The 20,267-nt window shown below is 60.0% G+C and carries 17 protein-coding genes; 16 read left to right on the top strand and 1 reads right to left on the bottom strand.

The features are described from left to right. The first annotated feature begins 2 nt into the window (after window positions 1–2). On the top strand, window positions 3–1,301 hold the full coding sequence (locus A6764_RS12760) for an amidohydrolase (RefSeq protein WP_065066321.1): 1,299 nt from the start codon (window positions 3–5) through the stop codon (window positions 1,299–1,301). An 82-nt stretch (window positions 1,302–1,383) separates the two neighbouring features. On the opposite strand, the gene A6764_RS12755 is transcribed toward A6764_RS12760, so the two are convergent. Then, window positions 1,384–1,545, bottom strand: a complete 162-nt coding sequence (locus A6764_RS12755; protein WP_156110418.1) for a hypothetical protein — start codon at window positions 1,543–1,545, stop codon at window positions 1,384–1,386. 134 nt (window positions 1,546–1,679) lie between these two features. On the opposite strand from A6764_RS12755, the gene A6764_RS12750 reads away from it, so the two are divergent. The 15 genes from A6764_RS12750 to A6764_RS12680 all read left to right on the top strand — a co-directional run bounded on the left by A6764_RS12750 (window position 1,680) and on the right by A6764_RS12680 (window position 20,266). Beyond that, complete coding sequence (locus A6764_RS12750; protein WP_065066322.1) at window positions 1,680–2,366, top strand: hypothetical protein; 687 nt, start codon at window positions 1,680–1,682, stop codon at window positions 2,364–2,366. A gap of 28 nt (window positions 2,367–2,394) precedes the next feature. Then, window positions 2,395–2,874, top strand: coding sequence for a cell wall elongation regulator TseB-like domain-containing protein (locus A6764_RS12745; protein ID WP_065066323.1), 480 nt, complete (start codon window positions 2,395–2,397; stop codon window positions 2,872–2,874). A 166-nt stretch (window positions 2,875–3,040) separates the two neighbouring features. Next, window positions 3,041–3,568 (top strand): hypothetical protein, encoded by a 528-nt coding sequence (locus A6764_RS12740; protein ID WP_029099649.1) that lies wholly within the window; start codon window positions 3,041–3,043, stop codon window positions 3,566–3,568. After that, window positions 3,561–5,072 (top strand): AAA family ATPase, encoded by a 1,512-nt coding sequence (locus A6764_RS12735; protein WP_035297776.1) that lies wholly within the window; start codon window positions 3,561–3,563, stop codon window positions 5,070–5,072. The genes A6764_RS12740 and A6764_RS12735 overlap by 8 nt, the downstream gene beginning before the upstream one ends. Before the next feature lie 179 nt (window positions 5,073–5,251). Continuing rightward, window positions 5,252–8,239: a WIAG-tail domain gene (locus A6764_RS12730; RefSeq protein WP_065066324.1), complete on the top strand. Its 2,988-nt coding sequence runs from the start codon at window positions 5,252–5,254 to the stop codon at window positions 8,237–8,239. Window positions 8,240–8,508: 269 nt separating this feature from the next. Beyond that, window positions 8,509–9,798: an asparagine--tRNA ligase gene (asnS, locus tag A6764_RS12725; RefSeq protein WP_035297774.1), complete on the top strand. Its 1,290-nt coding sequence runs from the start codon at window positions 8,509–8,511 to the stop codon at window positions 9,796–9,798. Window positions 9,799–9,923: 125 nt separating this feature from the next. After that, on the top strand, window positions 9,924–10,619 hold the full coding sequence (locus A6764_RS12720) for a DnaD domain-containing protein (protein ID WP_065066325.1): 696 nt from the start codon (window positions 9,924–9,926) through the stop codon (window positions 10,617–10,619). Window positions 10,620–10,826: 207 nt separating this feature from the next. Continuing rightward, window positions 10,827–11,186 (top strand): hypothetical protein, encoded by a 360-nt coding sequence (locus A6764_RS12715; RefSeq protein ID WP_029099653.1) that lies wholly within the window; start codon window positions 10,827–10,829, stop codon window positions 11,184–11,186. Further along, the gene (locus A6764_RS12710) at window positions 11,167–12,360 is read left to right on the top strand and encodes a glycosyltransferase family 4 protein (protein WP_065066326.1); all 1,194 of its coding nucleotides are present in this window, start codon (window positions 11,167–11,169) and stop codon (window positions 12,358–12,360) included. The genes A6764_RS12715 and A6764_RS12710 overlap by 20 nt, the downstream gene beginning before the upstream one ends. A 123-nt stretch (window positions 12,361–12,483) precedes the next feature. Next, complete coding sequence (locus A6764_RS12705; protein ID WP_029099655.1) at window positions 12,484–13,530, top strand: glucose-1-phosphate thymidylyltransferase; 1,047 nt, start codon at window positions 12,484–12,486, stop codon at window positions 13,528–13,530. A 5-nt stretch (window positions 13,531–13,535) separates the two neighbouring features. Beyond that, on the top strand, window positions 13,536–14,348 hold the full coding sequence (locus A6764_RS12700; protein ID WP_065066329.1) for a glycosyltransferase family 2 protein: 813 nt from the start codon (window positions 13,536–13,538) through the stop codon (window positions 14,346–14,348). 118 nt (window positions 14,349–14,466) lie between these two features. Then, window positions 14,467–15,543 (top strand): glycosyltransferase, encoded by a 1,077-nt coding sequence (locus tag A6764_RS12695; RefSeq protein WP_065066327.1) that lies wholly within the window; start codon window positions 14,467–14,469, stop codon window positions 15,541–15,543. Window positions 15,544–15,552: 9 nt separating this feature from the next. Next, window positions 15,553–16,842 (top strand): UDP-glucose dehydrogenase family protein, encoded by a 1,290-nt coding sequence (locus tag A6764_RS12690; protein ID WP_029099658.1) that lies wholly within the window; start codon window positions 15,553–15,555, stop codon window positions 16,840–16,842. A 123-nt stretch (window positions 16,843–16,965) separates the two neighbouring features. Continuing rightward, window positions 16,966–18,777: an oligoendopeptidase F gene (gene pepF / locus A6764_RS12685; RefSeq protein ID WP_029099659.1), complete on the top strand. Its 1,812-nt coding sequence runs from the start codon at window positions 16,966–16,968 to the stop codon at window positions 18,775–18,777. A 265-nt stretch (window positions 18,778–19,042) separates the two neighbouring features. After that, the gene (locus A6764_RS12680) at window positions 19,043–20,266 is read left to right on the top strand and encodes an efflux RND transporter periplasmic adaptor subunit (RefSeq protein ID WP_065066330.1); all 1,224 of its coding nucleotides are present in this window, start codon (window positions 19,043–19,045) and stop codon (window positions 20,264–20,266) included. Window position 20,267 lies beyond the last annotated feature (1 nt).

The raw sequence follows: 20,267 nt of genomic DNA, 5'->3' as shown, positions 1-20,267 counted from the left end.
CGATGAAACAGACGATCTTGACTCACGCCACCGTGATCACCGTAAACGACCAGAACGAGGTGATCCACGACGGAGCCGTCGCGTTTGCCGGCAGCACGATTACGTACGTCGGCCCCACGCCTGAGGACGTGTCCGGCTACGACGAGGTGATCGACCTGAAGGGCAACTACCTCCTGCCGGGCCTGATCAACACGCACGGCCATGCGGGCATGTCGCTCTTGCGCGGATACTCCGACGACCTGCCGCTGCAGCAGTGGCTCGAAGACAAAATGTGGCCGCTGGAAGCGCAGTTTACCGCCGACCATGTGAAATGGGGCACATACCTGTCGCTGATTGAGATGATCCGCACGGGAACGACGACCTTCGTCGACATGTACGACCACATGGACGAAGTGGCCAAAGCGGTGGAAGCGACCGGAATGCGCGCCCGACTGTGCCGCGGCATGATCGGCCTCTGCTCGGAGGAAGAGCGGGCGGCCAAACTGCGGGAGGCTACCACTTTTGCCAAAAACTGGCACAATCAGGCGGACGGCCGCATCACCACGATGCTTGCACCTCATGCGCCGTACACCTGCCCGCCGGAATTTATCACGCAAATTGTGGAACGGGCGGAAGAGCTTTCCCTGCCGATCCACATCCACATGTCGGAAACAAAGTGGGAAGTGGGCCAAAACGAGCGGGATTACGGCCTTCGTCCGGTCGCCCACCTGGAAAAACTGGGCGTGTTCCGCCGTCCGACGCTGGTAGCACATGCCGTTCATCTGACGGATGAAGAAATGGACGTATTGGCAAAATATCAAGTGAAAGTCTCCCACAACGTGGTGAGCAACCTGAAGCTGGCCAGCGGCGTGGCGCCGGTTCCCCAAATGCTGGCGAAAGGAATCAGCGTTTCGCTGGGAACGGACAGCACCGCCAGCAACAACAACCTGAACCTGTTTGAGGAACTGAAGCTGGCCGCCATTCTGCACAAGGGAGTGGGCTACGACCCCGTGGCCGTTCCGGCGGAAGAAGCGCTGCGCATGGCGACCCGCTACGGGGCGGACGGCGTGTTCCAGCCGGATGAGCTGGGTTCGATCGAAACCGGCAAGCAGGCGGACCTGATCGTCCTGGACAGCCATCAGGCCCATTTCCATCCCGCTCACAACCCGGTCTCCCACGTGGTGTATGCGGCCAACGGACGGGACGTGACCGACACGATCGTGGCTGGCCGGTTCCTGATGCGCAATCGCGAGCTGTTGACCGTGGACGAAGAGCGCGTGATTTTTGAAGCGAACCGCGTGTTCCAAACGCTGAAACGGTAAAAGGCTCCTGTCAGGGTAAATGACAGGAGAAGGGGAGCGTAGGTGTAGGTAGAGGAAGTTTTGTTTGGACGCCATGCCGCGCTCATTTTTGCCACACGTCCGTAAGCGGGGCGTGGCGGAACTCCAGTGTGGGCGAGTGGGTCAAGGTTCTCAGCGGCGACGACAACGCTGCCCAGGAGACGCGGTATTCCTGCAGCAGATACCCAAGCACGTCAGGAGATGTCGATCGTTGCGACGGTTTCACGCGCTCACCTCCTCGGGGTGTATCTGTAGTATGGCCGGGACGCCGGGGGGTATGTTTAGCAAGTTTTCCGTACCGTTCTAAAACCTTCCCGCCTCACATAGGTTAAGGAAAAAACGGGACAGGAGGGGAAGGACATGTACGTCCGGCCCAAGCAGCTCTGGTGGCTGCTGCCCATTTTTCTCGGCCTGTTTTTCCTTGGCGTGTCGTTGGGGGCGCTGCACAACCGGCATGACGAGAAGGGCGTGCCCATCATGGCACCGGCGGAACGTGAGGAAGCGGATCGGATGGTCGTGGCCGATCTCTTGGACCAGCTCACCGAGCAAAAGGAACGGCCATTTGAAGTATACCTGCAAGATCACGTCCTGAGCGGACGTTTCCAGGGACAGCGGTTTCAAGTAAGCGGGGAGATCGGCGGCCACCACGTGGAACTGCGGCGGAACGAGCAGGACGTCAGCGTGACGGTGGACGGGCAGGTGCAGGAGCAAACGGCGCTGCCCTATGCCCTGTTCACGCCGCAGGAGCATGCGGTTCTCCTGAAGGACCACCTGCGATCGGTCACGCCGCTGGCCGTGTCGGACCCCTCCAACCGGGCGTGGCAGGGGTACCGCTTGTCCATCCCGGCAGGAGAGGTCACCTCGCTCCTGGCGACGTGGCTGGGACCGTCTTTTCCCATCCAGGAGGCGGGACTGGCCCGCCAGATCGCCGTCGATTACCATGTGTGGTACGATGGTACGACACGGGAATTGCGGCAGTTGGACGTGCTGCTGCAAATGAAGACGCCGGCCGGCATGAAGCAGGACCAGCTTCGCTTCCGGCTGTAACGTTTGGAGGATAAAGGGGATTGTCATTGTGTACGTACGAATCTTTCTAGGGGCAGTGGCCGTTTGTCTGGTGGTCACCCTGGGTGCCGCCTATCACCTGACCTCCACGGTCGTGGGCAAGCGGCACGACTTCGAAGACCAGGTGCGGCAGTGGGTACAGGAACGGACGACGATCGCCCAGATCGATGCGATTGACGAGTACCGCGGCAAGAAGGCGTACGCCGTCGTGCTGGGCAAAAACATGGCCGGAACGCCGGTGGTCGCCTGGCTGACAGCCGACAAGGCCGAATTTGACACGATGGACAGGGCGGTAAGCCGGGAAAGTGTCGAAGCGGCGGTCAAAAAAGGCTTCCCGGACGCGCGGGTGCTGCACATCGTCCCGGGGTTGGACGAGAACAGCCGCTTTTGGGAAGTCACCCTGCAGGATCGCGACGGCCGTTTTCACTATCTCCACTACGACCTGTTCAGCGGCAAGCTGCTCACGTCTTACATCATCTCGCCGGCGTAGACCGGATGCAGATGTACGCTCGCAAGGCCTTTTTCCAAGCGAAAAAGGCCTTTTTGCCGTTCTAGTCGAGTCCCGCTATCCAACATCTGCATACCAAAAACGCTATACGGGTGTGATATACTGGAACCGATGACAGAGAGCACAAAACAACAAGGGGGGAGTAGCTGTGCAACTGCGAAAACGTGCGATAGGCCTCTCGCTGCTGGCGACGCTCACTCTCCTGTTCGGTGGTTGGTTCTTGTACCAGAAAATGGAAGTAGAAGAACCGCTTCGCACCCAAATCGGACAGATGCAGTCAGCGGAACTGACGCACTTGGATGTAAGCAAGGATCGCATTGAGATAAAGCTGCAGGTGACCCGCCCGGATCTGTTCCCGCAGGAATACCGCCGCTTGCTCCAGGAAACCGCGGCCCTGGCCGGGGGCAAGACGGTGGAAGTTGGAGTGGACAACCGCTCCCAAGACCTGGAACAGATTTGGATGGACGGGTTGTTTTCCTTTACGGAAGCGGTGGATCTGCACCAGTACAGCCGCATTCCGCAGATGTTGACGGAGTGGAAGACGGCCCATCGGCTGGATGAAGCGTCCGCATTGATGGACGACCGCAACGTCTACGTCTACATGAAAAAGGGGAAGGACGACTTCTACGCCATCGTTCCCCGTTCGGCCGGAAACGAGGTGACGACGCATGGGTAAGGAGATCTTGTGCGGCGTGATTCCCGGCATCCTGATCTTCCTGCTGTTCCTCGGTGTCAACATCACGCCGTTTCTCGTGTTTGCGGCCGTCCTGACGGCCATTTATTTTCTGATCGTACGGCAGAACCAGGGAAAACTTTCGTTCGGCGGCAAGTCCAAGCCGAGCAAACACGCCGTTCCCGCCTCCAACGTGACGTTCTCCGACATCGGCGGACAGGAGCGGGCCAAAAACGAGCTGAAAGAAGCGCTCGATTTTCTCGTGCACAAGGACAAAATCGAGCAGTACGGCATTCGCCCGATCAAAGGGGTGCTGCTCACGGGTCCCCCGGGGACGGGGAAAACGCTGATGGCCAAAGCGGCGGCCAATTACACCAATTCCGCGTTTGTGGCCGCTTCCGGTTCCCAGTTTGTGGAGATGTACGTCGGGGTGGGCGCCCAGCGCATCCGCGATTTGTTCAAGGAAGTCAAAACCCTGGCAGAAAAGAACGGGCAGGACAGCGGGATCATTTTCATCGACGAAATTGACGTGATCGGCGGCAAGCGCGACGGTCAGCAGCAGCGCGAATACGACCAGACGCTGAACCAGCTCTTGACCGAGATGGACGGCATCGCCACCAGCGACAAGCCGCGCATCCTGCTGATTGCCGCGACCAACCGTAAGGACATGCTTGACCCCGCTCTGCTTCGTCCCGGACGCTTTGACCGGCACATCAGCGTCGATCTGCCGGACAAGACCGCGCGCGAGCAGATTCTGATGATCCACACCGCCAACAAGCCGCTTGCCCCCGACGTCTCGCTGGAAAAAGTGGCGCAGGAGACGTTTGGCTTCTCCGGCGCGCAGTTGGAGAGCGTGGCGAACGAAGCAGCGATTTACGCCATGCGCGAACAGTGCGAGAAGATTGAGGCGCGCCACTTTGCCCATGCGGTGGACAAGGTCATGCTGGGGGAAAAAGTGGACCGGGAAGCGTCGCTGGAAGAAAAGAAGCGGGTGGCGCTGCACGAGCTGGGACACGCGATCGTCAGCGAACACGTGCGCCCTGGTTCCGTCTCCCAGGTGACGCTGAGTCCTCGCGGCAAAGCGTTGGGTTACGTCCGTCAAAATCCGCTGGAGGATCGCTACCTGTACACCAAGGAAGCGCTGGAACAGCAGATCATGGTCTGCCTCGGCGGCGCCGTCGCCGAAGAAATCTACTACGGCGGCCGGAGCACCGGCTCCAAGAACGACTTTGAGCAGGCTCTGAACATGGCGACGGAGATCGTCCAGAGCGGGATGTCCCGCTTGGGGATCGTCCACCTGCAATTCGCGGACAAGACGCAAATACACGAAGAAGTAAACCGGTTGCTGGAGGAACTGCTGGAGAAGACGCGCGCGCTGCTGCGCCAGTTCGACTCCGTGTTCCAGATCGGCCTCAACACCCTGCTGGAAGAGGAAGTGCTGCATGGCGACGCGTTCCGCAGCCTGCTGGCCGAAGCCCGGCAATCGTCCGAGGAGCTGGCGGTTTGATCCGCCGGCTTTTTTTGTGTTCATCACAACGTCTGTCTGGGAAAATGCCGTGCCTGTTTCCCGCTGATCCGTCTTGCGGAAGTCTCGGACTTTTTTTCCGGGACAGGGTACCCAACCGCGCCCGCGTTGAATATTCTACAAGAGCACATGGGAGAGACATCAGAAGGGAAGGAGACCCAATGGCAAGATTAAACCGACGAAAACTGAACAAATCCTTGGGAAAAAGCCCGAAGAACGAGTCGTTCGAGATTCCCTTTCTGCCGCAGACATCGGACCTGGTCTGGCTCGAACGGCTGGAGTCGGAATTGACGGATGAAGACGATTACGAAGAAATCGAGCCGAAACCGGTCCCAACTACCAACAAAAGCAGCGCCGTCATCCCGCCCCTGCAACATGTTCCCCCGCAGAACGTTTCCTCCAATCAAACAATGTTCTCCAAGATCATCAAGGAGCGGAAACAAGAGCAAGGCCATTCCTTTGTCTATACGGATGATCTGAGCGATCAGGCGGTGACGGCCGAAAAGATCGCGAACCGGGCGATCGACGCTTCCAAGATCAAGCCGGGCAGCATCGACAACAGCCTGCTGAAAGACTACGCCGTCGACAGCGCCAAGCTGGCCGACAACAGCGTCACTTCCGGCAAGATTGCCCCGGATGCCATCCAATCCGTCCACATCGGCAGAAACGTCATTACCGGCGAGATGATCCAGGACCGCTCCATTTCCGGTGACAAGCTGATGAACAACAGCATCACGTCGGATAAGCTGGCGGACAAGACGATCGACTCGATCAAGTTTGCCGAGGGGGCCATCCAAACCAAGCACATTCAGGAACAGGCGATCACCAGCGAGCTGATCCAGGATCAGGCGATCACGTCGGAAAAGATCAAAATGGGCGCGATTCAAAAAGGCAATCTGGCCAACTTTATCATCAACTCCGTCAAGCTGGAGGACGGCGCGGTCACGACCGACAAACTGAGGGACGCGGCAGTGACCGCAAGCAAACTGGACGAGGAAGCGGTCGAATCCCAGCACATCAAACACGGGGCGATTCTGCACGAGCATCTGGCAGAGCGTGCCGTGGACAGCGTCAACCTGATGCCGGGCAGCATCGAGGATCAGCACATCGCTCATCTCGTCATCGGCACCCATCATCTGGCTCCGGAGGCGGTCAACGGCCAAAAGCTGGCGCCGTTTGCGGTTCAGACGGAACATTTGGACAGCAGCTGCGTCACCGGCGAGAAGCTGGCCAAGGGGGCCGTCAGCGGGATGCATCTGCAGGCGGCCATCATTCAAACCAGTCATCTGCAGGACAACGTGGTGACCAGCAAGAAAATCGGCGACCAGCAGGTGACCACCAGCAAACTGGCCCATCAGGCGGTGGACGCCGACAAGCTGGCGCCGCGCAGCGTCTACGGGGTCCATGTGGCCGATGAGTCGATCGAAGCCAGACACATCGCCGAGGGGGCCATCACGAAGGAGAAGCTGGCCAGGGGCGCAATCGAGGATGTGCATCTGCGCGAGCGCATCATCAGCAACGTTCATTTAAAGGATCACATCATCCAGACGCACAACCTGGCGGATCACGTGGTGACCACGTCGAAGCTGGCCAGCGAATCCGTCTCCACCGACAAAATCACGGAACTGAGCGTCACGACCCCCAAGCTGGCGGACGGGGCCGTCACATCGGCGAAACTGGCGACGGAGTCCATCAAGGGTCGTCACTTGTCAAAAGGCGTCATCACCGGGGAAAAACTGGCCGACAAATCCGTGCAGGCCCAGCATCTGGTGAGCGGTTCCGTGCAGAACGAACACATCCAGGCAGGCGCCGTGACGGCGAAAAAGCTGGCGGACGGCAGCGTCACCCGGGAGAAACTGGCGGACCGCAGCGTGGACGGTACCAAACTGGAAGCCCGTTCGGTGACCGGGGAGCACGTGGTGAAAGGCAGCCTGACCGGTGAGCACCTGGCTCCCGGCAGCGTGACCCGCGACCTGCTCACCCCCCGGATCGTCGACAGCGACCACATTTGTCCGCAGGCGATCGGCCCTCACCATCTCCAGCCGGAGTTGATCGGCACCCAACTGCTGGTCGATCAGGCGGTCACCCGGGAAAAGCTGGCGGCACGCAGCGTGGACGGCGAAAAGCTGGACGTGTTTGCGGTGACAACGGATCACATCGTCGACCGGTCGATCAATCGAGATAAGCTGGCCAACGGCTCCGTTCATGCCGAACACGTGCAGCGGAAAAGCATCGGGTCTCACCATCTGCAGGAATCCATCGTGTCCGCGGTTCACCTGAAGGAGGAGGCTGTGACTCGGGAGAAGCTGGCAGCCGGCGCCGTGACGCAGGAAAAGCTGGCGGACGGAGCTGTGACGGCCGATAAATTGGCAGACCGCGCCGTAACCGCCAAGCATGTGACGGAGAAGGCGATCGCCGCGGAGCATCTGGCCGATGCTTCTGTCACACCGGAAAAGCTGTCGTTTCGGCCGGTGGAAACCGCCAGCATACAGGGGATCACCCTGCAGCAGTTCGGATTTGTTCCGTTTCGCCTGGCTGCCGGCAAAAAATCGACAGATGTGACCATCCGGCTCAACGTTCCCTACGTGGACCCCCATTACTGTCTGATCGCCATGACCAATCAGGCGGGATGCTGTACGTCGCTCAAGTACACGAGCAGGACCTATGCCGTCGTGAACGTGTTCCGCACCCGTTTTGGCCAGGAGACTTCTGGCGTACTGCAGTGGATTGCGGTCGGGGAAAAAGGAACGGCGCTGGCGCTGAACGAGGAGCTGCCGGTCGTGCTGACGGAGGAGGACGAAGAACCGGACGTCGACCCGAGCGCAGAAGCGGAGACGGAAGAGGCTGAAGATGTCCATGACGATGACTTCGGGCAGCCCGAAGATGTGGAGGGTGACGTCCAAGGGCAAGCACCTGTGCAGCGTGCGGCGACGAATGCGTCGCGCGGGCAGGTCCATTCGGCCCAAGCGGCCATCGAACCGGACGCGGCAGAGGACGCCCGCGGTCCCGCGGAGGCGGCGACGGGATCGAAGCGGGAGGATCCGGTGCCCGAACCAAACGGCCATCCCGTCGAAGCGAAAGAGCGGTTCGCCGAAAACGAACCGGGCGCCGCGCACTCCGTCCATCCGGATGAGACGAATCAACACTGACAGCAGCGAAACGGGGCCTCTCTGGCAGTGCGAAGGGAGGGCCCCGTTTTGTTGCCCCCGCTCACCTGCAGGCGGGACAGTCACATTCGTCACGTTTTACCAGGGTTTGCCGCGATTCGCAGAACCTCAATAAGTTACCATAATATTTTTATGGTCACCTCAGTCCGGTTAGTCTTTCATTGAATTTGTGCATACCCGATAGTATAATTGATTCGTTACAACCAAGTCGGAATTTGTTTGGAATGGCATATTGGAGGGAAAACAAACCGATGATGACGACCATTGCCCAGATCGGGCAGCACGTGGGACAAGAAGTGCGACTGGGCTGCTGGCTTTACAACAAACGCAGCAGCGGTAAAATACAATTCCTGCAGCTTCGCGACGGCTCCGGTTTTATCCAGGGCGTCGTGGTCAAGGCCGAGGTGCCGGAAGCGGTGTGGGAAGCGGCTTCCAAGCTGACTCAGGAAAGCTCCCTGTACATAACCGGCGTAGTGCGTGCGGACGAACGGGCACCCAGCGGCTTCGAGCTGACCGTCACCGGAATCGACATCATCCAGATCGCTCACGATTACCCGATCTCGCTCAAGGAGCACGGCGTTGACTTCTTGATGGACCATCGTCACCTGTGGCTGAGAACGCCGCGCCAGCGAGCCGTGATGGCGATCCGTTCCGAGGTGATCCGCGCCGTTACCGAGTTTTTCCAGCAGCACGGGTTTTACAAGGTGGATCCGCCGATTCTCACGCCGACATCCGCAGAGGGAACGACCAACCTGTTCCACACCAAGTATTTTGACGAGGACGCCTACCTGTCGCAATCCGGCCAGCTTTACATGGAAGCGGCCGCCATGGCGTTGGGGCGCGTCTATTCCTTCGGGCCGACGTTCCGTGCGGAAAAGTCCAAAACTCGCCGCCACCTGATCGAGTTTTGGATGATCGAGCCCGAGATGGCCTTCGTCGATCACGAAGAAAACCTGCGCATTCAGGAGGCGTTCGTCTCCCATATCGTGCAGTCCGTTCTGAAAAACTGCCAGCGCGAACTGAAAACGCTGGACCGCGACACCAGCAAGCTGGAAAACGTGGTGGCTCCGTTCCCGCGCATCACGTACGACGACGCGATCAAACTGCTGCAGGAAAAGGGCAGCGACATCAAGTGGGGCGACGATTTCGGCGCGCCGGACGAAACGATGATCGCCGAGCATTTTGACAAGCCGGTCTTCATCACCCATTATCCGACCGAGATCAAAGCCTTCTACATGAAGCCGGATCCGAACCGGCCGGAAGTGGTTCTCTGTGCCGACCTGATCGCGCCGGAGGGCTACGGTGAAATTATCGGCGGCAGCCAGCGGATTGACGATCCGGTCCTGCTGGAGCAGCGCTTTAAGGAACACAACTTGTCCGAAGACGCCTACAAGTGGTACCTGGATCTGCGCAAATACGGCACGGTGCCGCACTCCGGTTTCGGCCTCGGGCTGGAGCGGACGATCGCCTGGATTTGCGGTCTTGACCACGTGCGCGAGACGATTCCGTTCCCGCGCATGCTGTACCGTCTCTACCCATAATGACCCGACCGTATTCGGCAGCCTGGCTGCCTGACGGCCCGACACCCTGTTGCCGGAGGGCGGCAGGGTGTTCGCTTGCCTGGATTTGCCGGATGACCGGCCCGTCAATGAGGTGAAAGCGTTTCATGGACTCCCATATTCTGCAACTGCTGCAAGAAGGCGCGACGTCCGTCTCCAATCTGCTGTTGAAAATGTACAAGCGCATGTCTCTTTCCGACGAGGAGATGATGCTGATCATCCATCTGCTGTCGTTTCAGCAGGAGGGGAACCGGTTTCCCACCCTGCAGGAGCTGGAAGAGCGCATGTCCCTCACGCCCGCGAGGCTGATCCAGACGCTGCAAAAGCTGTTGAAGGAAGAGTGGATCAGGATTGACGAATACATTGACCAGCAAACGGGGCTGCGCCACGAGCAGTACAATTTGACGCCGCTGTACCGCAAGTTGTACCAGAGCTGGCGCGAGCAGCTCACGGCTTCCCGCATCGTCGACTCGGTGGCGGAACCGTTCGCCGAGGCGGCTGCGGCGTCCGCCGAGGAGCCGGTCGGTCTGTACAGCCGGTTCGAACAGGCCTTCGGACGTCCCCTGTCCCCTTTTGAAATCGAGACGATCCACATGTGGACCGAGCAGGACGGCCACCCGGAGGAGTTGATCCTGACCGCCCTGCGGGAAGCGGCTGCCGTGGGCAAACTGCACATCCGCTACATCGACCGGATTCTCCTGGAGTGGCAAAAACAACAGATCACCAGCGTGGAGGAGGCGCGGCATTACAGTCTGCGCTTTCGCCGACAGGCCCCTTCGCGCGATTACCGGCAACCGCTGTGAGCACGTGAGTCACAGCGGTTTTATGTTGGGCGCGGTCCGGTGCGTGAACAGCCGCTGCCGCGGTTTTGCGGCTGTACACGTACCCAATTCCGCATCGCTTCATACCATATTACGAAATACGTGACGTGTGCCCGTGCGGCATCGGTTTGACGTGCGACGCACGTTGACGCGCTGCCGCCGGGGCACGCAGGTTGGAGGGATGTTGCCGTGGAGAAGCGAAAACGAGGGGAACCGCCCCACTGGGTCATGCCGGGCGTCTTTTCCGGTCATGTCATCATCGAGGAAGCCGTTGAACGGGTTACCTCCGTCAAACTGCCGGAGTTGCTTCCGTTTGAAGGGCCGGCGTCGAAGGAGCGGATCGAACAGCCTGAGGAGCCGTTGTGGAAGGAGCGGATCGAACAGCTCGAGGCGCAGGTGGCTGCGCTGAGGGAATCGCTCGCCGCCTGGGAGGAACGCTTCAAGGCGCTGGAAGCCGAACAGAAACGGGAGTGCGAGTACTTGTACCAGGTCGTCCTCTCCTTGAAAAAAGAGTGGGAGAAAGAGCGAGATGAACATCGCCATCATTAGCCCCGGGCCGTTTTCCGTGCCGCCGGTCAAGGGCAGCTCCGTGGAGCACGATATAGACGAAGTGAGCAAAGTGTTCGGGCCGGGGCATCAGGTGACGATCTACACCCGCACGTGTCCCGACTATCCGCAGTCCGCCCGGGAGGAACACCGGGAGTTCGTCCGCTTCGCCTACAGCGGTCCGCGCCCATACCTGCGCAGGGTGATCCGCGATTTGCGCAAGCGGCAGCCGGACGTGATTCTGGTGGAAAACCGGCCGCATTTTGTACCGGCGCTGCGGCGCCATTTTCCCCGTGCGCCGATCGTTGTGAACATGCACTCCCACGTCTACGCGTCCCCGCCGCTCATCAGCCCGGAACAAATGCGGCGGGTAGGCCGCCTGGCGGACGGCATTCTCACAAACAGCGAGTATTTGCGCAGCCATTTTATCGAAAAACTCCGGCTGCCCGCGTCCAAGGTGCACGCCGTACACCTCGGGGTGGACGTTGCGCCCTATCAGGCGGCCCGAAACAGCCGCGCGGTGAAAAAACTGCGCCGGCAGTTGGGGCTGAAGTCGCATCATCGGGTGCTGTTCTACGCGGGCCGGCTGATTCGCGAAAAAGGGGTCCACGTTTTGCTGACGGCGTTTCGGAACGTAAAAGAACGGGACCCGAAAGCGCGGCTGGTGATCGTCGGAGGGACGGGATACGGCAGCAACCGCGAGAATGCCTACGTGCGCCGTCTGAAAGCCTTGGCGGAACCGCTGGGCGACGCGGTGATATTCGTCAACTTCGTGCCCGGCGCGCAGATGCCGCTGTACTACCAGATCGGCGACGTGGTGGCGACGCCGTCGGTCTGGCAGGAGCCGTTTTGCCGCGTCAATCTGGAAGCGATGGCTTCCGGCAAGCCGGTCATCACCACGCCGCGGGGGGGCATCGGGGAAGTGGTCAACCACCTGGGAAGCGGGTTTCTCATTCCGCCCAAGGAGTGGCCAAAGGAACTGCCGGCCGTCTGGGAGACGCTGTGGAGCGCTCCCCGTTTCCGCTCTGACATGGGACGGCGGGCGCTGATGCGAGCCAGGCAATTCTCCTGGCATGCGACCGCCCAGGAGTATCTGCGTATATTCGAGGAAGTCATCGCCAAACGCACAGGGCGAAAGCAGGCACAGGGCAGGCAGCCGCTGCGCAGCATCGGCTGAGCTGACGACCGGCCGGAATGGGTGGTCGCCCGTTCTTTCCCGGTTGTGGACGTCCGCCCTGTTCAGAAGGGGGAAGCCGCATACCTTATAAGTATCGCAGAGCACAACTGGGGAGTGATTGTCGTGAAAGGGTTAATCTTGTGTGCTGGACGCGGTACCCGCCTGCACCCCTTTTCCTATTCCCAACCCAAAACCCTCCTCCCTGTAGCGAATCACCCGGTTTTACACTACTGCTTACTCAAACTGCGTGAAGTGGGTGTGCGTGACATCGGAATTGTCATACAACCGTCCCAAATGCAAATTCCTCAATATGTGGGCGATGGTAGTCAATTTGGGGCTACCATTACCTTTCTTGAGCAAAAAAAGCCGTTGGGAATCGCCCATGCCGTGCAGCTGGCGCAGCCGTTCCTGCGTGACGAACCGTTTATCCTGCTATTGGGCGATAATTTACTGATGGATTCCCTGCACGAGCTGACGCAGACCTTTACCCGCACCCGTGCGGACGGTGTCGTGATGCTGAGCAAGGTGGACAGACCGGAGGATTACGGGATCGCGGAAATACAGGAGGAGCGTCTGATCTCCGTAGAAGAAAAACCGCAGCGGCCCAAAAGCAATCTCGCGGTGATCGGCGCCTACCTGTTTACCCGCCCGATCTTTGCGTCGATTGCCACCCTGCGTCCGTCCAGCCGCGGCGAATACGAAATCACGGACGCGATCCAATCGATGATCGACCGCGGCTATCACATCGCCCATACCGTCACCAACGGGAAATACACGGATGTGGGAACGATTGAACGCTGGCTCGAGGCCAACCGCTGGATGCTGAAGCAGGAGCTGGGCGTCCGGCACGAGGTCGGCAGCGACAGCATTGTGGAAAACTGCACCATCGTCGGCCCGGTGGTGATCGGGAAGCGATGCCGTATCGAGAACTGCCGGCTGGGTCCCTATGTCGCCATTCAGGACGGCGTTCAGTTGAAAAACTGCAAGCACATTGAAAACAGCATTCTGCTCGAGAACAGCTCGCTCAAGGACGTGGAATGGCCGGTGACCAACAGCGTGTTTGGCCGTTCCTCCCATCTCGCCGGCAGCGCAGCGGACAGCGGAGGGGTGTTTATCCTCAGCGACAAATCCTCCATCCGCATGCCCGGGGCAAAGGGGAATCCGCCATGACGACGATGACGCCGGAGACCCCTACTTTCACCGTTGTCATTCCCACGTACAACCGGGAAGCGTATATCGACAAGGCGATCCGCAGCGTTCTCAAACAGACGTCCACGGACTGGAAATTGCTGATCATGGACGATGCGTCCACAGACCAGACGTACCAGAAAGTGGCCCCCTATCTGATGCATCCCCGCATCCAGTACTACCGGATGGAGGAGAATTCCGGCATTTCCAAGGTGATGAACCAGGCGCTGGCGATGGTGGATACGCCGTTTCTGGTCCAGTTGGATTCGGACGACTGGCTGCCGAGTGAGACACTGTCCATCCTGAAGCGATACATCCGCAAAGACAAGAAGAACACGGCGCTTTTCTACGGAAACGTGAAAATCTGGCGGGTCAGGCGCGGGCGCTGCTGCGATCCGTTTTTGATCACACACAAGCAGTTTCACAACAAATACGACTTTTTACAGTACACCCGCTGGATGGTGGCGCCGCGGTGCTATCGGGTAGACGCCTTGCGGGAGGTGGGAGGATGGGATACCTCTGATCCGTATGAGGGGCGGATCATGGAAGACCGGCGAATGATTCTCCGGCTGATTGAACGGTACCCCGTGAAGTGGATCAACCGCAAGCTGTACAACAGGACCAAGCACCGGGGACAGCTTACCGACAAAGAGATGAAATGGAAACGGAACCAGCTCCGCAGAGAGACCTTCCAGCACTTTCTCATGCGCTGGGGGGACGAATACAAACCCGTCTACGGCTATAAAAGCGGGTATCTCATCATCAAGCGGCTGAAGAGAGTGAGGCGGCAAGACGGATGAGAACCGTGCCGACCACGGGATGGGCGGGGGATCGTTTCTTGACTGCCCCCGCGAACAGCAGCGCGCAGACATGCGCACCGTCCAAAACGGCTCACACATGAAATCGGGAGGCCATCGCATGCATCGGGTTCTTGTCTACCGGCGAAAATTCCTGCCGAAAAGCGAGACGTTCATCTACGAACAACTGCTTGGCCACCAGCGCGTGAAGCCGGTCGTGCTGACGCGGCGGCAGTGCAACCGCGAGCAGTTTCCCTACTGGCCCGTGTACGTGCGCAGACGGTTCAAAGGTCTTGCCGGCTGGCTGAAAAAAAAGAAGATCGCATGCCTGCACGCCCGATTCGGCCCGGCCGGGTTGGAGCTGCTGCCGCATGCGCGGAAGGCGAAACTGCCGCTGATCACCTCCTTTCACGGGTTTGACGCCACCAAGCGCGTGCAGGAGGACCGCCGTTACCGCCGCGCGCTGAAGCGGCTGTTCCGTCAAGGGAAGGCGTTTACGGTCGTCAGCAAGCACATGAAGCGGCGGCTGATCCGGCTCGGCTGTCCCGGCAAAAAAATCACCTTGATCCGCTCCGGGATCGATCTGCGCAAATTTCCCCTGCAGCCCCCGCAGCCGGTCGTCGACGGGGCGTTTCGCCTGTTGAGCGTCGGCCGTTTGACAGAAAAGAAAGGGATGGATACGCTGATAAAGGCGTTTGCCCGCATCCGTCCCCAGTTTCCCCGTGCGACGCTGACGATCGTCGGCGACGGGGAAGAGAAGAAGAAGCTGCGCCGCCTGATCAGGCGCCATCGCCTGCAGCATGCCGTTACGCTGCGCGGCGCCCAGCCTCATCAGGAGGTTGGGCGTGAACTGGCGAACTGCCATGTGTTCGTCATCGCCTGCAAAACGGCGAAAAACGGCAACCAGGAAGGCATTCCCAACGTCCTGATGGAAGCGATGGCGACCGGCAGGCCGGTCATCTCCACCTATCACGCGGGCATTCCCGAACTGGTGGAACACGGCAGGACGGGATACCTCGTACCGGAGCGGTCCGTCTCCAAGCTGGCCGACATGATGAAACGCGTGCTGAAGGAGCAGGACCGGTGGCCGGACGTGGTGATCCGGGCGAGAGAAAAGGTGGAGCGCCGCCACGATATAGAGAAACAGCGCGCAAAACTGGAAGCCTTGTATCTGCGCGTACTGAAAAAGCAGCGATGAGGTGAAACGATGGAGGTAGCCGTAGTAGGTACGGGATACGTGGGTCTGACGACGGCGGTGTCCCTCGCCTTGCACGGACATCGGGTGACGGGCGTGGATGTCGACGCGGCGAAAATCAGCCGCTTGAAGCAAAAAATCTGCCCCATCTACGAACCCGGTCTGGAGGAAGCGTTGGCCCGGGCGGTCGACAGCGGCGCGCTTCGGTTTGCCGCCAGTCTGAACGAGGGCGCCCGCGATGCGGAGGTGCTGTTCATCTGCGTCGGCACGCCGGAAGCGGCCGACGGTTCGGCCGATCTGTCCTATCTGTTTGCCGCCGTGGATGACATTCGCGCCCTGCAGGACGACGTGCCGAAGCAGCGCACCGTTGCCATCAAAAGCACGGTTCCTGTCGGTACGGCCGATCGCGTGGCCGCCCGGCTTGCCGCCTGCGGGGGGATTCACGTGGCGTCCAATCCGGAGTTTTTGCGGGAAGGGAGCGCCTTGCAGGACGCGCTGTCGCCGTCCCGCATCGTGATCGGGGCCGATGCGGATGAGGCGTTTGCCGTCCTGGAACGGTTGTACGAAGGGGTAACGGCGCCGCGCGTGCTCACTACGCGGGCCGATGCGGAGCTGATCAAATACGCGTCCAACGCGTTTTTGGCCACGAAGATTTCGTTTATGAACGAGCTGGCCCGGCTGAGCGCGGTGCTGGGCACGGACGTGCAGACCGTAGCCCGCGGGATGGGGCTGGACAGCCGGATCGGGCCGGAGTTTTTGCAGGCGGGGCTGGGCTACGGCGGGTCGTGTTTTCCCAAGGACACGATCGCCCTGCTGCAGCTCGCCAAACAGCACGGCGTCTCCCTCTCCATCCTGGAGAAGGTGCGGGACGTGAATGCGACGCAGCCGGACTGGTTTATCGCTCGGCTGCGCGAGCGGATGGGGGCGCTGAACGGCAGGCGGATCGCCGTGCTGGGCCTGGCGTTCAAGCCGAATACGGACGACATTCGGGAAGCCCCGTCTCTGAAGGTGCTGGATGTTCTGCTCCGTGAAGGGGCGGCGGTGTCCGCTTACGATCCGGTGGCGTCTCCGGCAGTCGCCCGGCTGTACCCTCAGGTGGCGTTCGCGTCCGACCCGTATGCGGCGCTCCAGGCTGCGGATGCCGCCCTGCTGGTGACGGAGTGGAAACACTGCGTAGACCTTGACTGGCAGCGGGTGAAGGCGGCGATGAACGCTCCCGTGCTGTTTGACGGGCGCAACGCCTGGCCGGCCGAAGCGCTGTCGAAAGCCGGGTTCGTCTATGCCGGCGTGGGCAGAAGCTGACTTTTCCGTCGAGAAAAGTCGGCTTTTTGCGTACGGGGCCATTTGAACCGGATGGCAGAATGCGCTACCATACACATATGGAATGGTTCCCCAACGAGACGAAAAAACGAGGGAGTGATCGCGGTGAACAAAAGCAAAAACCTGCCGAAGCGAAGCGAAATTCCGGCCGAGTACAAGTGGCGGCTGGAGGACATCTACAAAAGCGACGCTGACTGGGAGAACGACGTCCGCAGAGTAAAGGAGATGGCCGAGCAGATCGCGGCCAAAAAAGGCACGCTGTCGCAGTCCGGCCAACAACTGCTGGAGGTCCTGAAGCTGCAGGACGAACTGCTGATGACGCTGGACCAGGTGTACGTGTACGCCCGCATGCGGCGTGACGAAGACAACACCAACAGCACCTACCAGGCGTTGACCGACCGGGCGACCGCCCTGAGCACGCAGGTATACGGAGCGATTTCGTACATACAGCCGGAAATTCTGGCGATCCCGACCGAGCAGTTGGAAGCGTGGCTCAGTCAGGTGCCGGGGCTGGATCATTACCGCATCCTGCTGGACGAGATCACCCGCTACAAGCCGCATACGCTGTCGGCCGAGGAGGAGGCGATCCTGGCCAACGTCAGCGAACTGGCTTCGGCGCCGTCCAAGATTTTCGGGATGCTGAACAACGCCGACATCAAATTCCCGATGATCACCGATGAAAACGGCGAAGAGGTGGAGCTGACCAAGGGGCGGTACGTCCAGTTCATGGAGAGCAAGGACCGCCGTGTGCGCAAGGAGGCGTTCGAGGCGCTGTACGCCACGTACGACAAGCACCGCAACACGATTGCCGCCTCGCTTACGTCTGCGGTCAAGGCGGACGTGTTCTACGCCCGCACCCGCAAATACCCGTCCGCCCTGTACGCCGCCCTGTTTGCCGACAACGTCGACATCTCGGTGTACGACAACCTGATCGCCACCATCCGTGAGCACCTGCCGCTGATGCACCGCTACATCGCGCTGCGCAAAAAGATGCTGGCGGTGGACGAACTGCACATGTACGACCTCTACGTGCCGATCGTGCCGGAAGTGGAGATGAAGATTCCCTACCAGCAGGCGGTGGAGACGATCAAGGAAGCGCTGCGGCCGCTGGGAGAGGAGTACGGCCGCGTCCTCGCCGAAGGATTTGCGGGCGGCTGGATCGATGTATACGAAAACCAGGGCAAAACCAGCGGCGCGTACTCCTGGGGGGCGTACACGACGCATCCGTTTGTGCTGATGAACTACCAGGACAACGTCAACAACATGTTTACCCTGGCGCACGAAATGGGGCACGCCCTGCACAGCTACTACTCCAATCAGACGCAGCCGTACACCTACGCCGACTACAAGATCTTCGTCGCCGAGGTGGCCTCCACGCTGAACGAGGCACTGCTGATGCACCACCTGCTGAAGACGACCACGGACAAAAAGCAGCGGATGTACCTGATCAACTACTACCTGGAGCAGTTCCGCGGCACCGTCTTCCGCCAGACCATGTTTGCCGAGTTTGAAAAAACCGTGCACGCCAAGGCGGAACAGGATGAGCCGCTCACGGCCGACAGCCTGAGCGAAATCTACCGCGAGCTGAACGTGGCCTACCACGGGCCGGAAATGGTCGTGGACAGCCAGATTGATCTGGAGTGGGCGCGCATTCCCCACTTCTATCGCAACTTTTACGTCTACAAATACGCCACCGGGTTCTCCGCCGCCACGTCGCTGGCCAAGCAAATTCTCGAAGAAGGGCAGCCGGCGGTGGAGCGGTACCTGCAGTTCTTGAAGAGCGGCAGCTCCGACTACCCGCTCAATCTGCTGAAAAAAGCGGGCGTCGACATGACCTCGCCGCAGCCGATCCGCGAGGCGCTGGGCGTCTTCGCCGAGATGCTCGCGGAAATGGAACAACTGGCGGAAGCGAAGTAAACGGAAGTACAAAACCGGGACAGAACCGGGACAGCGTGTCCCGGTTTTTTTTGCGTTCTTTTGCTGTGTTCGGTCTGTTGTCCATTTTTTGGTCATATCCTGTAACGGTTTTCCATGTACGACGTAGTACTGTCCAGGGAGAAGTGCCGGGGGTGGCTCCGTCTCGAGGCGGAGAGGAAGTTCCACCCGCTGACTGTTTTGGAAAAGTGGGACTCCTGGCACAATATCCCTTGGAAATGACTGTCACAGACTTGGAGGAATCATTGTGAGCAAACGCGCATCCATCTTTCTTGCTTCCCTGCTGGCCATCACCGCCGGCTGCGGACCGGAAACGGCTCAACCGCCGCAAGAGCAGCCCGCCAAGGCCAAAGTCGTCGAGGTGCTGACGGTGAAGAAGCCGGATCACCCCGTCGTGCTGACCGTGACCGGCATCGTGGAAGCGAAGCGAGATGCCATCCTGCAGTTTGGCACGGGAGGCACGGTAGCGGCCATCCACGTGACGAGAGGGGCGAAAATCGCCCAGGGTCAGCTTCTGGCCTCGCTGGATACCCGCTACTACCAAAAGGAAGTGGAAGCGGCGGCAGGCCAGGTGGAAGAAGCGGCGGCCCGCAAGAGCAAGACGTTGAAGGGTGCGACGGAAGAGGCGATTCAACAGCAGCGTCTGCAACTGCAAAGCGCCCAGAACCAACTGGACAAGGCCAAGCGGGAGTTCGAGCAGGGCCAAAAGCTGTTCGAAGGCGGCGCCATCTCCCGAAGCGAATGGAACGACCGGAAATGGGCCGTGGACCAGGCGCAGATAGCCGTGAACAACGCCAAGCTGGCCCTCGATGAACTGCTCAAGGGAGCCCAGCCCGAAGACATCGCCATGGCCAACGCCTCGCTGAAACAGGCGGCCGGTCAGGTGGAGCGGGCGAAAAAGACGCTCGACGACACCAAAATCGTCGCCCCGTTCGCCGGTACGGTGGTGGATGTCTCCAAGCAGGTGGGCGAACTGGCCAATCCGGGCGAAGCCATCATCCATCTGGTCGATTTGTCGGAGGTGAAAGTGACGCTGGACGTCACCAACGAGCTGATCAGCCAGTTCCGCGAAAAGGCCAAGGTCCAGGTAATCGGCGAAGACGGCCAGAAGAACGAGGGAACCGTCACCTTCGTGTCGCCGGTGGTCGACAAGCAGACCGGGAAGTTTCGGGTGGAAGTGACCGTCCCCAACCCGAAAGGCGCATGGCGCGGGGGGATGGTGGCGACCGTGGAGATCCCCCGGACGATCAACGGTTTTCTCGTGCCGCTGGAAAGCGTCGGCGTGAGCGAATCTACCCACTATGTGATGGCGGTGGAAAACGGCGTCATCGTCAAGCGGGAAGTGAAAACGGGCCAACTGGTGGGAGACCAGATGGAAATTGTCTCCGGCGTCAAACCGGGCGACAAACTGCTGCGCGCCGGCATTACGTTCTACGTTGAGGGGCAAAAAGTGGAGGCGAAAGGGGAATAAC

The organism is Brevibacillus sp. WF146 (assembly GCF_001673705.2).
Taxonomy (GTDB): domain Bacteria; phylum Bacillota; class Bacilli; order Brevibacillales; family Brevibacillaceae; genus Brevibacillus; species Brevibacillus thermoruber.
The sequence above is the reverse complement of the archived record's forward strand: the minus strand, read 5'-3'. Positions and strand labels throughout refer to the sequence as shown.

Coding starts and splice junctions, on each gene's coding strand:
- A6764_RS12700 (WP_065066329.1), top strand. CDS start 13,536: ATGACGCCGGAGACCCCTACTTTCACCGTTGTCATTCCCACGTACAAC.
- A6764_RS12735 (WP_035297776.1), top strand. CDS start 3,561: ATGGGTAAGGAGATCTTGTGCGGCGTGATTCCCGGCATCCTGATCTTC.
- A6764_RS12695 (WP_065066327.1), top strand. CDS start 14,467: ATGCATCGGGTTCTTGTCTACCGGCGAAAATTCCTGCCGAAAAGCGAG.
- A6764_RS12760 (WP_065066321.1), top strand. CDS start 3: ATGAAACAGACGATCTTGACTCACGCCACCGTGATCACCGTAAACGAC.
- A6764_RS12750 (WP_065066322.1), top strand. CDS start 1,680: ATGTACGTCCGGCCCAAGCAGCTCTGGTGGCTGCTGCCCATTTTTCTC.
- asnS (WP_035297774.1), top strand. CDS start 8,509: ATGATGACGACCATTGCCCAGATCGGGCAGCACGTGGGACAAGAAGTG.
- A6764_RS12710 (WP_065066326.1), top strand. CDS start 11,167: ATGAACATCGCCATCATTAGCCCCGGGCCGTTTTCCGTGCCGCCGGTC.
- A6764_RS12730 (WP_065066324.1), top strand. CDS start 5,252: ATGGCAAGATTAAACCGACGAAAACTGAACAAATCCTTGGGAAAAAGC.
- A6764_RS12720 (WP_065066325.1), top strand. CDS start 9,924: ATGGACTCCCATATTCTGCAACTGCTGCAAGAAGGCGCGACGTCCGTC.
- A6764_RS12690 (WP_029099658.1), top strand. CDS start 15,553: ATGGAGGTAGCCGTAGTAGGTACGGGATACGTGGGTCTGACGACGGCG.